Below are 13,596 nucleotides of genomic sequence, written 5' to 3'. Positions count from 1 at the left end.
GTGAGAAGTCTATCGGTCGTAGCCGGCCAGCGAGGCCGCAAGCCAGTCCCGCGCGGCGGAAGCCAGCTCCGCAGGGGCCAGAATCCGGGCTGAACCGCCATGCTGGGCCACGAACATCGGCAGCCACGCCGTGTTGCCGAACCGGATCTCTGCCACCAGGCCGCCGTCGGGCAACTCCGCGGTACGCTCCGCGTAGTAGTCCTCCGCCAGCCCCCTCCCCTGCCGGGTGAGCTGGACGGTGACGGTGGTGTCGTCGTCGTTCGCGGTGAAAAGCTTGGCCGGGACCCCGCCCTCCGGTATCCCGTGCGGGGCGGCGGGTGCTCCGTTGGGGTGAACGTCCTGTACCCGGTCCAGGCGGAAGTTCCGCAGCCCGTCCACCAGGTGGCACCAGGCTTCGAAGTACCAGGTGTTGTCCAGGGAATACAGCCGCAGCGGGTCAACGTCGCGCTCGGTGACGGCGTCACGCTGGGGTGAAAGGTAGGTCAGGTGGAGCTGGGAGCGGGTCTCGATGGCCTGGCGGACCGTGGCATGGGTTGCGGCGTCGGCAGGTGCAACCTCCGGCCCGGCTATGGAGGCAGCTTGCAGCCCTTCCTCGCCTGCGGCCGCCAGGAGCTTCAAGGTAACCGACACCAGCGCGCCGCCGCCGGGAAGGTCCGGCAGGCCGTTGAGCGTTTCAAGACCTGTCAGCAAAGCGCATGCCTCCGCCACGGTAAACCGGACAGGTTTCTTCAGGTCAAGGTCCTGGGTAATGAAGACGTGGTCGTCTTCCCATTGGATATCGAGCAGGTCGTCCGGATAACCCTCCGGCAGCCCGGAACAGATGAGGATCCGGAGGTCTGCCTCGAGCTCTTCACGGGTGACGCCGAAGTGCTTTGCGACGTCCTGGATGTGCAGCCCCTGGTTGTGGACCAGGAAGGGGACCAACTGCAGCATGCGCTTGAGCTGGTCCTCAGACGTTCCCTTCCGGGCGGTCCGGGCACGGGCATCGGCGAACGTGTAGTCGGGGACAGGTGCGTCGCTGAACGCGGCCGCCGCCTGGAGCCTGCGCCTCACGGCGGCAGCAAGTTCAGCCGGTTCCACTGCCAGGGCATCGGGTCCGTAGGAGGCCAGCTCTTCGGCAAGCACCTCCGGGTCCCGGTACTCGATGAAGAGCCTGTCGTAGCCCGCACCTGGCCGGCCTGTGGCCTGGTCCTGGGTGGCTTGAACAGCACGACGGCGGAGGGCCAGCAGGTGCCCCTCCTTGACGTCCACGACGGCGGTGCGCAGCGGCAGTTCCGGCAACAGGTCCAGCTCTGCGCGGATACTGAAGTCCACCGGCGGCGTGTACTGCTCCTTCGCCAATGTGGTCACGGCACTGGTGAAGCGCGACAGGCGGAAATGCCGGGGTGCCTCGCGTGCCCGGTCGTAGCCCATGAGGTACCACTGGCCGAAGCGGCTGCCCAGGCCCCAGGGCTCGACGGTGCGTTCCTTCTCTTTGCCGGTGGTGCCGGCGAGATACGTGAAAGTGACCGGATGCCGGGCGTGCATGGCGGCCACGATGTCATCAAAGGCCTGGCCGGCGGGTTTGATCCGGGGCTGGACCCCGGCCGGCAGTTCCACGTCCGCCATCCTGCCGGCGGCCTGGAGTTTGCGGAGCGCGCTTTGGGCGGCGGTGCCCAGTGCCGCGCGTTCCCATAATTGGGAGGCCAGCAGCAGGACGGTCCACTCGTCGGGCCCCAGCTGGACGTCCGGGAGCCGGTTGGACTCCTTGCCGATCCGGTACCTGGTGGTGGCGGGGTCGTCCTCGCTCCAGCCCATGTCCGTCAGTGTCTCCACGTCGAAGCCCATTGCCCGCAGGTCATTCTTGTCCCGCTCGAACATCCGTCCGAACGCAACGTCATTGCCGGAGGTGTCGTGGTAGACCTTTTCGCGCAGTTCGCTGCGGTGCAGCCCGTAGCGGGTGTTGAGCAGCGCAATCAGCAGGTTGAGGAGTCGTTCGGTGCGGGATAGGGACACGCTCGTTACGTTACTAAACTCCCCCGATGAAAGCAGAAAGCGCGGCAGTACCGGAGGAACTTCCTCCAGTACTGCCGCGCTCCCGGCTGTGTTGGCGCCTGGGTCAGCGCACTGCCACGAGGTCCACGACGAAGATCAGTGCCTCGTTGGGAGCAATCGCGCCACCGGCACCGCGCGAGCCATAGGCCAGCTCGGAGGGGATCTCCAGGCGGCGGCGGCCACCGACCTTCATGCCCAGCAGGCCCTGGTCCCAGCCCTGGATGACCTGGCCGACGCCGACGCGGAAGTCCAGCGGTGCACCGCGGCCCCAGGAGGCGTCGAATTCCTCGCCGGTGGACCAGGCAACGCCGACGTAGTGGGTGGAGACGGTGTCCCCTGCCTTGGCTTCCCGGCCGTCACCCTCGATCAGGTCTGTGATGACGAGTTCCGTGGGGACGTCGCCCTCCGGAAAATCGATTTCGGGCTTCTGGCGGTCAAATTCCCGCTGTCCAAAAGACATGCTTGCTCCTATCCGTAAGTGCTGGTGGGGTGCCGCGAGGGACGCGGCGTCCATGTAAGTCTTGCTACTTGACCCCGAGGATGTCCACTACGAAGACCAGGTCGCCCTTTGCCTGCCCCTGGCCGGCGTCGCCGTAGGCCAGGTCCTTGGGGATGACCAGCAGGACGCGGGACCCAACGGTCTTGCCGGCGAGGCCCTGGGTCCAGCCCTTGATGACCCCGGTCAGCGGGAAGGTGGCCGGCTGGCCGCGGTCGAAGCTGGAATCGAACTTGGTGCCGTCTGCCAGGTTGACGCCGACGTAATTCACGGTCAGCGTGTCGGACTCCTTGACGGTGGCCCCGGAGCCCTTGATCAGGTCCTGGGACACGAGGGATGTGGGGGCAGCCGCACCGGCAACGTTGATTTCGGGAACGCCGTCTTTTTCAGTAATGGTCGGCAGCCCGGCCGGCGGCGTCACGGTTTCGCCCTGGGGCTTGTCCAGGACCGGGGTGGGATCGGATCCGGAGAGCACCTTGATGATCAGCAGCTGGGTGGGCCCGGCTTCCGGACTTGGGCTGGGGCTGGCGCCGTCGGAAGGGCTGGGGCTGGCCGATGCCGCGCTCTGCTGGCCGGGAACGGCCAGTGCAAGGCTGGATCCAACCTTGGCGCCCACGAAAGCGTTGTAGATGACTGCGCTGCTGGTCTTGAGCTCGTCATTCAGCTCCAGGCTTTCCGGCTCGTTGGGGAACGTATCCTCGAGCTGGGAGCCGTCCGTGCCGTTCAGGGCGAGGATGGAAATCTTGGCAACCTGGTTGGCCTTTACGGCGTCGCCCTTGCCCTCGGAAACCACTTTGATGGTTGGCTGGGTCACGGCCAGTGGCTTGTCAAAGTCCACGCCAGGGGCCTTCTTGTCCCCGTTGTCGGTCAGCTTGAGGGAGTCGAACTTTGCAGTCTCCCCGGCGGACTGGCTGCTGGGCTCTGGCTGGGAGGCGGTGCCTCCGCAGGCGGTCAGGAGCAGCAGGCCGGGAAGGAGGATTGCTAGTAGTCGGCGCACGTAGGAAAACTTTCGTCGGGGCAGGGTGGATACGACACTCCGCATGGCGGCGGAGCATGCCGTGAAGAGGTCCCGTTAAAAGGACCTTATCCAGAATAGACCCTGAAGCTGGACGTCAGCCCATAGAGTCCAGAAGCGCATCGACGCGCTCATCGACGCTGCGGAACGGATCCTTGCACAAGATCGTCTGGTGGGCGCGGTCGTTCAGTTTCAGGTGCACCCAGTCCACCGTGTAGTCGCGTCCCAACTCCTGCGCGCGGCGGACAAAGTCGCCGCGCAGCTTGGCCCTGGTGGTTTGCGGCGGCGCGTCCACCGCCCCCTTGATGACAGTGTCGTCCACGATGCGGCGGACCGCTCCACGGGATTGCAGCAGGTAGTAAAGTCCCCGGCTGCGGGAAATGTCGTGGTACGTCAGATCAAGCTGGGCAATGCGGGGCGCGTCCAGGCCAAGGCCGTGGCGTTCGCGGTAGTTATCCATCAGCTTCTTCTTGATGGCCCAGTCGATTTCGGTGTCAATGCCCTTGGTGTCACCGGATTCAATGGCACGCAGCGTCCGCTCCCACAGATCCAGGATCAGCGGTACATGCGGGTTGTGGGCGCCGTGTTCATTGACGAAGGCCGTGACCTTGGTGAGGTATTCCTGCTGGATTTCAAGGGCGGTGAGCTGGCGTCCATTGGCCAGGCGGACCAACGCCCGGCCACTGAGGTCGTGGGAGATCTCGCGGATGCTGCGGATGGGGTTTTCCATCCGCATGTCGCGCATGATCACGCCCGCTTCGATCATCCGAAGGACCAGGTCAACGGTTCCGACTTTCATCAGGGCGGTCGCCTCTGACATGTTCGAGTCGCCCACAATGACGTGCAGCCGCCGATAAAACTCCGCGTCCGCGTGCGGCTCGTCACGGGTGTTGATGATGGGCCGCGACCGTGTGGTGGCTGAGGACACTCCCTCCCAGATGTGGTCGGCCCGCTGGGAGAACGCATAGGTGGCGCCATGCGGCGTCTTCAGGATCTTTCCGGCGCCGGCGATGAGCTGGCGGGTGACCAGGAACGGGATCAGGATTTCGGCCAGGCGGGAGAATTCCCCACGGCGGGGAATGAGGTAGTTCTCGTGGCTGCCGTACGAGTTGCCCGCGGAGTCGGTGTTGTTCTTGAAAAGGTATACGGTGCCGTTGAAGCCCTCGGCCGCCAGCCGGGCCTGGGCCTCATCAACCAGGTCATCCAGGATGAGCTCACCCGCACGGTCATGGGCGATCAGCTGGGCGAGGTCGTCGCATTCGGCGGTGGCGTATTCCGGGTGGGATCCTACGTCGAGGTACAGCCGCGAACCGTTGGTGAGGAACACGTTGGACGAGCGCCCCCAGCTGACCACCTTTCGGAAGAGGTACCGGGCCACCTCTTCCGGGGCCAGCGGCCTCGAGTCGGGGCTCGAGTAAGAGATCCCGAACTCGGTTTCGATGCCGAAGATTCTCTTGTCCATGTCGTCCTCCTAGGCCAGCAGTGCTGTGATGTCCGCGTCGTTCAGCCTGCGGAAAGCACGCCGGGAGCCGCGGGAGCTTTCGGAAAGCCTGTCCAGAACTGCCACCTCGAGGGCGCCGGGCGGCAGCGGTGCTGCCGGCTGGTCACCCTCCTGGGCAGGCGTGAGACCCTTCAAAGCCAGCCGGACAGCGTCGGCGAAGCCCAGGGACGCCTGCCATCCTGCCTCGATGGTTGACGACACCTTGTCTGCCTGGCCGCCCATGACCACAAAGCTGTGCTCATCGGCGATGGAACCGTCGAAGGTCAGCCGGTACAGGTGGTCTTCGGCCTGCGTGGAGCCCACTTCGGCTACTGCCAGTTCCACTTCAAACGGCTTTTGCTCTGCGGTGAAGACGGCACCCAGGCTTTGGGCGTATACGCTCGCCAGGCCGCGGGCGGTGACGTCCTCGCGGTCATACGAGTACCCGCGGACGTCGGCATAGCGGACGCCGGCCTGGCGCAGGCTTTCGAATTCGTTGTACTTGCCCACGGCGGCGAACGCGATCTTGTCGTAGATTTCACCGATCTTGTGCAGGGACGGCGATGGGTTCTCGGCGACGAGTGCGATGCCGTCGGCGCAGCTGATGACAACCACCGACCGGCCGCGGGCGATGCCCTTCCGCGCGAAATCCGCGCGGTCCTTCATCAGCTGTTCGGGCGAGACATAAAACTGCTGGGTCATCTCAGGCCTCCCGTCCGGCGATGGTGCGCGCTTCGATCACACTGCGCGAAGCAGCCGCGAGTTCGGCCTCGGGCACCCGGCGGGCTCCCGTCCTGTCCACTGTATAAACCACGGGCCACAACTGCCGGACGGTATCCGGGCCGCCCGTGGCGGAATCGTCGTCGGCGGCGTCGTACAGGGACTCCACGGCGACGGACAGCGCCTCAGCCGGGGTGAGGTTGGGCCGCCAGAGTTTCTTCAGGGCTCCGCGGGCGAAGACGGAACCGGAACCCACGGTATGGTGTTCGTGTTCCTCGTACCTGCCCCCGGTGACGTCATAGGAAAACAGCCGTCCGACACCGGCGCTGGTGTCGAACCCTGCAAACAGGGGCACCACGGCAAGGCCCTGCAGGGCCATGGGAAGGTTGCCCCGGATCATGGCCCCCAACCGGTTCGCCTTGCCTTCGAGGCTGAGCTGGGTTCCTTCAATCTTTTCGTAGTGCTCAAGTTCAACCTGGAAGAGCCGCGTCAGGTCAATCGCTATTCCGGCTGTGCCGGCTATGCCAAGGACAGAGAAGTGGTCTGCCGGGAAGACCTTCTCGATGTGCCTGCTGGCAATGATGTTTCCCATGGTGGCGCGCCGGTCGCCCGCCATCAGGACACCGCCGCCGTAACTCATGGCCACGATCGTGGTGGCGTGCGGAACCTGCAACGGCGCAGCCCCGGACACGCCGCCCTGGAGGGACCGGCTAAAGGGCAGTAGCTCGGGCCGGTCCCGTTGCAGGTGCTCCGTAAAGGACGAGGTGGCGTTGGCGGCTACCTGGTTGGCGGTTGATTCCTGCACTCATCACTCCTTGAACGTGGTACTTCAACGTCGGTACAGATTCCGGCCGTCCGCGGCTTCCGCCACCTTCCGGGTCCGGGTTACTGGCCGCCCTTTTGCACGAATGCCCGGACGAACTCTTCGGCGTTGGATTCCAGGACGCCGTCGATTTCGTCGAGCAGGTCGTCCACGCCTTCGGTCGACGCCGAAGCCTGCGCCTCGGGCGGTGCCGGGGGTGCCTCGGGGATGTCGTCTTCGACCTGGCTGTCGCGTGACTGCGGCTGCTGCTGCTCCTGGCCTGCCATTGGATTCCCTCCTTTTTCCTCCGGTGGATCCGGCGGATCCTCCGATATGCCCATCCTGCCACGGGACGGGCGTTCCGGCGCGGTTCACGCCGCAGGCGGAGTACTGTTGTGTCCCAGCAGTTCGCCGAGGAACGGTCCCGCTTCCCGGTAGCGCTCAAACAACGCTCCGGTCAGGGCTTTGGTTCCCCTCAGTGGTTCCCTGGTAGGCACCCGCTGAAGTCGTCCGTAACCGGGCACGTCGAAGATGACCGAGTCCCAGCTTGCCCCCACCACATCCTTGCCGAAGCTGCTGATGCACTTTCCGCGGAAGAAGGCCCGGGTGTCGGCGGGGGGCTCGGCCACGGCAGCGGAGATGGCAGCATCGTCCACCACGCGCTGCATCCGGTTCCTGGACAACAGGCGGTAGTAGAGGCCTTTCTCCGGCCTGATATCGGACCACTGGAGATCCACCAGGCCAAGCCGGGCATCGCTCCACTCCAGTCCATCACGCTGGCGGTACCCATCAAGCAGGGTAAGTTTCGCCAGCCACTCCACGGAACTGGCAGCCGCGGCCCTGTCACTGTCCAGTTGGGTGAGAACGGCAGCCCACCGTTCCAGGACCTCGTGTGTGTGCCCGTCACCGTCCACGGCGTCACCGACGCCGGTGTCCTGGGCGAGTTTGGCTGCGGCTTCGTGGTACATCCACTGAAGGTCCAGCGCCGTGACCCGCCGTCCGTCCAACAGGCGCAGCTTTGCTGTCAGCGAGGTATCGTGACTCACCGTTTTGAGCGCTGCCACCGGCTCGTAGACTTCGATTTTGGGGGCGAGCCCTGCCTCAATGAGGCTCAGGACCATGGCCGTGGTGCCGAACTTCAGGTAGTTGGACACCTGGCTGAGATTGGCGTCACCGATGATGACGTGCAGGCGCCGGTACTTGTCGGCGGTGGAATGGGGCTCGTCGCGGGTGTTGATGATGGGCCGGCGGATGGTGGTTTCCAGGCCGACCTCGGCTTCGAAGAAGTCGGCCCGCTGGCTGACCTGGAAGCCCGGGGTTGAACTGTCCTGTCCTATCCCGAGCCGCCCGGCCCCGCAGACCACCTGCCGGCTGATGAAGAATGGCGTGAGCCCGCGGACAATGTCGCCAAAAGGGACCGAACGGGGCATGAGGTAGTTCTCGTGCGAACCGTAGGACACGGACTTGTTGTCCGTGTTGTTCTTGTAAAGGTTGACCGGCGGGAGCGCCGGGTCCGCCGCCAGCCGGCGCACGGCCGACAGCCCCACAAGGTCGCCGGCAGCGTCCCAGGCCACAGCGTCCCGTGGGTTGGTGACCTCGGGGCTTGAATACTCCGGATGGGCGTGGTCAACGTACAGCCGGGCGCCATTGCCCAGGACCATGTTCATGAGCAGCGTCCCCGACTCGTCCTGGCCGTCCAGTTCGAGTTCCTCGCGCCCGTAGGCCAGGGCCACCGCCTCCGCGTCAAGCACTGGTGGCTGGTCGGTCAGCTGGGTGGGGTGTGCAGCTCCCCGGTCCACGGTCCAACCCCGGGCATCGTGCAGCGGCTCTTCGTCGGTATAGTCCCAGCGGGTCTCGGCCCCGCCGGCCGCCCGCTGCCTGGTGACCTGGGCATAGGCCTGCACCACCCGCGCGCTCATCATGGTGGCGTTGGCCGAGGGTGCGGAGGGGGCGTGGATGCCGTATTCAGTTTCCGCCCCCATGACCCGCATGGCCCCGCCGACGGGGAGCGCTTCCCCGGCGACGGGTCCCTTTGCACCCGTCATAGATACTGTCCCGTGGTCGGCATCGTCTCGATGGACTTGCCCGGTTCCTGGCCGGCCTTGCCCTGGACGATGGTGCGGATGTAGGTGATCCGTTCGCCCTTCTTGCCGGAGATGCGTGCCCAGTCGTCGGGGTTGGTGGTGTTGGGCATGTCCTCGTGTTCGCGGAACTCGTCCACCACGGCGCGCAGCAGGTGCTCGATCCGGAGGCCCTTCTGGTGCGTGGTCAGCAGGTCCTTGATGGCGTACTTCTTGGCCCGGTCCACCACGTTCTGCACCACGGCGCCCGAGTTGAAATCCTTGAAGTAGAGCATCTCGGTGTCACCGTTGGCATAGGTGACCTCCAGGAACTCGTTGGACTTGTCAGTGGAGTACATGGCTTCGACCGTGCGCTGGACCATGGCGTCAACCGTGGCCTGGACGTCGCCGTTGTGCTCTGCGAGGTCCGATTCGTGGAACGGCAGGTCCGGCGTGATGTATTTGTTGAAGATGTCCGCCGCGGCTTCGGCATCGGGACGCTGGATCTTAACTTTGACGTCCAGCCGTCCGGGCCGGAGGATGGCGGGGTCGATCATGTCCTCACGGTTGGATGCGCCGATGACGATGACGTTGTCGAGGCGTTCCACGCCGTCGATCTCACTGAGGAGCTGGGGCACGATGGTGGTTTCGACGTCGGACGAGATTCCGGTGCCGCGGGTGCGGAACAAGGAATCCATTTCGTCGAAGAAGACCACTACGGGGCTGCCGTCCGATGCCTTTTCCCGGGCGCGGGAGAAGATCAGCCGGATGTGCCGCTCCGTTTCGCCCACGTACTTGTCGAGGAGTTCAGGGCCCTTGATGTTCAGGAAGTAGCTCTTCAGGTCCACGTTCCCGGACCGCTCGGCGGCGCGGGCAGCGAGGGAGTTGGCGACAGCCTTGGCGATGAGGGTCTTGCCGCAGCCCGGAGGCCCGTACAGCAGGATGCCCTTGGGCGCCTTCAGGCCGTGCTCCCGGTAGAGGTCGGGGTGCAGGAACGGCAGTTCCACCGCGTCCCTGATCTGCTCGATCTGGGGGCCAAGGCCGCCGATGTCCTCGTAGGTGATGTCCGGAACTTCTTCCAGGACCAGGTTCTCCACCTCGGAGCGCGGCACCTTCTCGAGTGCGTAGCCGGTCCGCGAATCCACGGAGAGGGCGTCGCCCACCCTGAGCTTCTCGGCCTGCAGCGCGCCGGAGAGCCGGACCACGCGTTCTTCATCGGCCCGGCCCACCACCAGGGCCCGGTCCCGTCCCAGCATCTCCTTCAGGGTGGCCAGCTCGCCGGCGCGCTCATAGCCGAGCCCTGCAACGATCAGGAGGGCTTCGTTGAGCAGCACCTCCTGGCCTACCGCCAGCTGGTTGATGTTTACCAGGGGGCTGATGCCCACCCGCATCTTCCGGCCGGCGTTGAAGATGTCCACCGATTCCTCCGTGGCGGCCTGTCCGCTGTTGCCGGGGGAAGGCTGCCGCTTTGGGTTGATCTGGAGGATGGTGCCGAAGCTGTACGGCGGCTGTCCTTCCTGGTCAAGGGCGTTTTTCAGCCGGAGGATCTCCGCCTTGGCCGTCTCAAGCATGCTGACCAGCTTGGTGTTGTTCTGCGTTGCCGCTGCCAACTGGCGGTCGATGTGCCTGAGCTTGTCCCGAAGTATGTTGACCTGGCGGTCAGCAACCGAGAGGTCGTTGGCGGCAGACTGCTCTGCCGGTGTACGTCCGGAGTCCTGGTTTGGTGTCTCCATGATGTATCAGCCCCTTCCTGCGCTTCTCTTAAGACATTAGTCCCAAGATGCCGGGTAGGGATGGAGACTCCCGAAATGTGGACTAGTTCGTAACCTCGGGCGTGTCCACCACATTCGTTCCGGCGATGGCGTCCCGGGCTGCCCGCCGCAGCTTCTTGTCTGACACCGCCCGCTCCCCAACAGCACCGGGAGTCCAGGCATTGACATCCTCTTCGTTGAATTCGGTCTTGGACGGCCGCCGCTTGACCGAGATGCCCGTCACACCGTCGGCGAGCCGGCGGGTGACCAGCAGGAACCCGGTGTGGGCCACCATCCGGTGGTCCGGCCGGACCGCGAGACCCTCAAGGTGCCAGCCGCGGACCAGCGATTCCCAGGCGTCAGGTTCAGTGAAGCGGCCGTCGGCGCGGATCGCCTCGGCCGTACGGGAGAGCTGGGTGACCGTGGCTACGTAGTTGATCCAGACGCCGCCGGGCGCAAGCACGGTGGCGACGGCGTCGAGGCATTCCCAGGGCGCCAGCATGTCCAGGACCACGCGGTCCACGGAGCCGGGCTCTTCAGCCTTGACCACTTCCTCCTGGAAGTCGCCGAGCGAGATCTGCCATGCAGGATGCGGTCCGCCGAAGATGGTCTCCACGTTTCCCCGGGCGATGTCCGCAAACTCTTCACGCCGCTCGAAGGAGTGCAGGTAGCCGTTGTCCCCCACGGCGCGGAGCAGGGAGATGGACAAGGCACCGGAACCGACGCCGGCCTCCACCACACGGGCCCCGGGGAAGATATCCGCCATGGTCACGATCTGGCCGGCGTCCTTGGGATAGACCACGGCGGCGCCGCGCGGCATGGACAGCACGAAGTCGGACAGCAGCGGGCGCAGGGTCTGGTACTGCTGGCCGACGTTGTTCACCACAACGGAGCCGTCCACCTTGCCGATGATCTCATCGTGGTTCAGGAAGCCCCGGTGCGTATGGAAGGCGCCACCGCGTTCAAGCGTGATGGTATTCATGCGGCCACGTTCGTCGGTGAGCTGGACACGCTCGCCTTCCCTGAAGGGGCCGCGGCGACGGGCGGCTCCCACCGGCTGCGAGCCGCTGGCGGCAGCACCGGCTTGCGCTGCTCCGGTGGCGTCGTTGACGGCAGTTTCGCTGCTCATGATGTTCCTCGCTCCTGTAAACCTTTTGTGCCGCGGCCAAAGTGCCCACGGATATTGTGGCCCCTGGCGGCGGCAATGCACGACCGGCAGGTAACTCTACCGGTTCTGGCCCTGCGGGTGCCTATCGGTGCGCTGGCGCCTCCCTGTGATGGCCGCGAGGACAACGTCCTGGGTGAGCAGCCCGGTGACTTTGCCATTGTGGTCCACCACTGCGTAGTGCCGTCCCTCAAGCTGCGAAAGAAACTGGATCAGCTCCTGCCCCTTGGACCACTCGGGAACATAGGCTCCCGCAGCCAAGGGAAACGAAATGGCGGTGACTGGCGTCGAATCCGCTGCGGAGTCGGGCACCGAGGCCAATGCGCCGGGGTCCACCACACCCTGCGGCCGTCCGTCCGCTCCGCACACCACCACGGACTTCGTTCCTTCTGCCGCCAGGCGGAGGGCGTCACGGACAGTGCCCGAGGCAGGCACCCCAACGGCCGGCGTCGACAATCCCGCTGCGCTGACCAGCGGCAGCCGTGCCCGCAGCGTGCCCTGCTGGATGGAAGCCGAGGCACCCATCCACAGGAATCCGCCCACCAGGATGGTGATCATCAGGAGGCTGAAGTCCGGCTGGTCGCCGGCGAGGTAGGGGCGAAGGAGGAACCAGTAAGCGATCGCCAGGACGATGATGCGCCCACCCCAGCCGGCTGCCACGGTTCCTTTCGCCTGGCTCCCGGTGGCCTTCCACACGATGGATTCGACAATGCGCCCACCGTCCAGCGGCAGGCCCGGCAGGACATTGAAGACGGCGATGAGGAAGTTGGCCCACATGAAGATGTTCGTCAGGATCTCGGCGACACTTCCCAGGCTGTTGGTGCCCAGGACCAGCCAGGCTCCGCCGGCGAGGACAAAATTGGCCGCCGGTCCGGCCAACGCCACCAGGACGGACCGGCCGGGGGAAGACGTGAAGCTCTCGAACTGGGTGTGCCCGCCCCAGAGGTTGAGGACGATCTTCTGGGTGGGCCATCCGTGGATTTTCGCCGTGAGGGCGTGCGCGAGTTCATGGACCAGCACCGACAGCAGGAGCAGGACGGCGTAGGCGAAGGCCACGAGATAGGCGCTCATGCCCAGCATGGGGTTGTTCCGCGCCAACACGGGCCCGTACGCGATGACGGTGAAGGCCGCGATCACAAACCAGGAGTAAGCAAGCACGACAGGAACGCCGGCAATGCGTCCCAGCGGGATGCCGTCACGGCGTCGTCCCGTGGTGCCCGGCGGGGTACCCGGTTCGGTGTCCCGCTCAGTCCCTGGATCAGCCACGGGAGTCACCAGCGGCGGTGGCGGCCGGCACCGTTGCCTGAGCCCCGGGGAGCAGGGCTTCAAGCTCCACCAGGCCGCGGCCGGCCAGGGAGTCCCAGAGTGCGTAGCTGCCGTCGTCGGGCAGTGGAACGATGTGCGGGACAGCCACCGTGGCGACGCCGGAGGCTACGGCCGCGGCCACGCCCGGTACGGAATCCTCGAGGGCAACGCAGTGGTGGATTCCGAGATCCGGATCGCTTTCCTGAAGCAGTTCGACGGCGGTCAGGTAGGCCTCGGGGTGCGGCTTGCCCTGGGTCACGGTGTCACCCGTGACCAGGACTTCAAAGTAGGGGCGGGGAAGGCTGGCCACCACTTGGCGGGCCAGCGGCCCCTCGGACATGGTGACCAGGGCGCAGCGCACGCCTGCCAGGTGCAGTTCTTCGAGGAGTTCCCGGGCGCCTGGGCGCCATGGCACCTGCTGCTGGACGCTGCTGATGACCTGGGCGGTCAGGGCGTCGATGATCTCGCGGATTTCCAGCTCGACGCCTGCCTGCTGGAGCAGGCCGGCGGAGAACGTCAGTGACTGGCCCACCAGTTGCATGGCCTGGTCGTGGCTCCAGGTGCCGCCATGGGCCTCCACCAGGGCACGCTCCGCGGCAATCCAGTATGGCTCGGTGTCCACGATGGTTCCGTCCATGTCCCATAGGACAGCTTTGAGCGGGGAACCGGTGGCAGGAAATCGCATGACGCCAGTCTACGGGGCGTGGCTGGGCGGAGGCTGTGGGCTACGCCCTTGGCGAATATGACGCAGGCGGGGTGCCCTTTGCG

12 protein-coding genes are annotated in these 13,596 nt (G+C 65.5%); all 12 read right to left on the bottom strand.

Annotated features, from left to right (window positions below; translation table 11 throughout):
- Nucleotides 1-9: 9 nt before the first annotated feature.
- Nucleotides 10-1,995, bottom strand: coding sequence for a WYL domain-containing protein (locus LDO14_RS10175; RefSeq protein ID WP_134164731.1), 1,986 nt, complete (start codon nt 1,993-1,995; stop codon nt 10-12).
- Nucleotides 1,996-2,098: 103 nt separating this feature from the next.
- Nucleotides 2,099-2,494: an FKBP-type peptidyl-prolyl cis-trans isomerase gene (locus tag LDO14_RS10170; RefSeq protein WP_018771115.1), complete on the bottom strand. Its 396-nt coding sequence runs from the start codon at nt 2,492-2,494 to the stop codon at nt 2,099-2,101.
- A 64-nt stretch (nt 2,495-2,558) separates the two neighbouring features.
- A complete protein-coding gene (locus LDO14_RS10165; RefSeq protein WP_223991553.1) occupies nt 2,559-3,527 on the bottom strand; it encodes an FKBP-type peptidyl-prolyl cis-trans isomerase in 969 nt (322 codons plus the stop codon).
- A 115-nt stretch (nt 3,528-3,642) separates the two neighbouring features.
- A complete protein-coding gene (gene pafA, locus LDO14_RS10160) occupies nt 3,643-5,007 on the bottom strand; it encodes a Pup--protein ligase (RefSeq protein WP_134164733.1) in 1,365 nt (454 codons plus the stop codon).
- 9 nt (nt 5,008-5,016) lie between these two features.
- Nucleotides 5,017-5,727 carry a proteasome subunit alpha gene (gene prcA, locus LDO14_RS10155; protein WP_018771118.1) on the bottom strand — a complete coding sequence of 237 codons (711 nt, stop codon included), beginning with the start codon at nt 5,725-5,727 and terminating at the stop codon, nt 5,017-5,019.
- Nucleotide 5,728: 1 nt separating this feature from the next.
- On the bottom strand, nt 5,729-6,550 hold the full coding sequence (prcB, locus tag LDO14_RS10150) for a proteasome subunit beta (protein WP_018771119.1): 822 nt from the start codon (nt 6,548-6,550) through the stop codon (nt 5,729-5,731).
- A gap of 80 nt (nt 6,551-6,630) precedes the next feature.
- Nucleotides 6,631-6,834, bottom strand: a complete 204-nt coding sequence (locus LDO14_RS10145; protein WP_018761343.1) for a ubiquitin-like protein Pup — start codon at nt 6,832-6,834, stop codon at nt 6,631-6,633.
- Nucleotides 6,835-6,918: 84 nt separating this feature from the next.
- Nucleotides 6,919-8,592, bottom strand: coding sequence for a depupylase/deamidase Dop (gene dop, locus LDO14_RS10140; RefSeq protein WP_134164734.1), 1,674 nt, complete (start codon nt 8,590-8,592; stop codon nt 6,919-6,921).
- Nucleotides 8,589-10,340, bottom strand: a complete 1,752-nt coding sequence (arc, locus tag LDO14_RS10135) for a proteasome ATPase (protein WP_018771121.1) — start codon at nt 10,338-10,340, stop codon at nt 8,589-8,591. Before arc ends, dop begins: the two co-directional genes overlap by 4 nt.
- Before the next feature lie 82 nt (nt 10,341-10,422).
- Complete coding sequence (locus LDO14_RS10130) at nt 10,423-11,487, bottom strand: tRNA (adenine-N1)-methyltransferase (protein ID WP_018771122.1); 1,065 nt, start codon at nt 11,485-11,487, stop codon at nt 10,423-10,425.
- Nucleotides 11,488-11,583: 96 nt separating this feature from the next.
- Nucleotides 11,584-12,789 (bottom strand): site-2 protease family protein, encoded by a 1,206-nt coding sequence (locus LDO14_RS10125; protein ID WP_223995089.1) that lies wholly within the window; start codon nt 12,787-12,789, stop codon nt 11,584-11,586.
- A complete protein-coding gene (locus LDO14_RS10120) occupies nt 12,782-13,513 on the bottom strand; it encodes an HAD family phosphatase (protein ID WP_026266054.1) in 732 nt (243 codons plus the stop codon). Before LDO14_RS10120 ends, LDO14_RS10125 begins: the two co-directional genes overlap by 8 nt.
- Nucleotides 13,514-13,596 lie beyond the last annotated feature (83 nt).

This window comes from Arthrobacter sp. NicSoilB11 (assembly GCF_019977375.1).
GTDB lineage: Bacteria > Actinomycetota > Actinomycetes > Actinomycetales > Micrococcaceae > Arthrobacter.
This window is presented reverse-complemented; position numbering and strand designations above follow the sequence as displayed.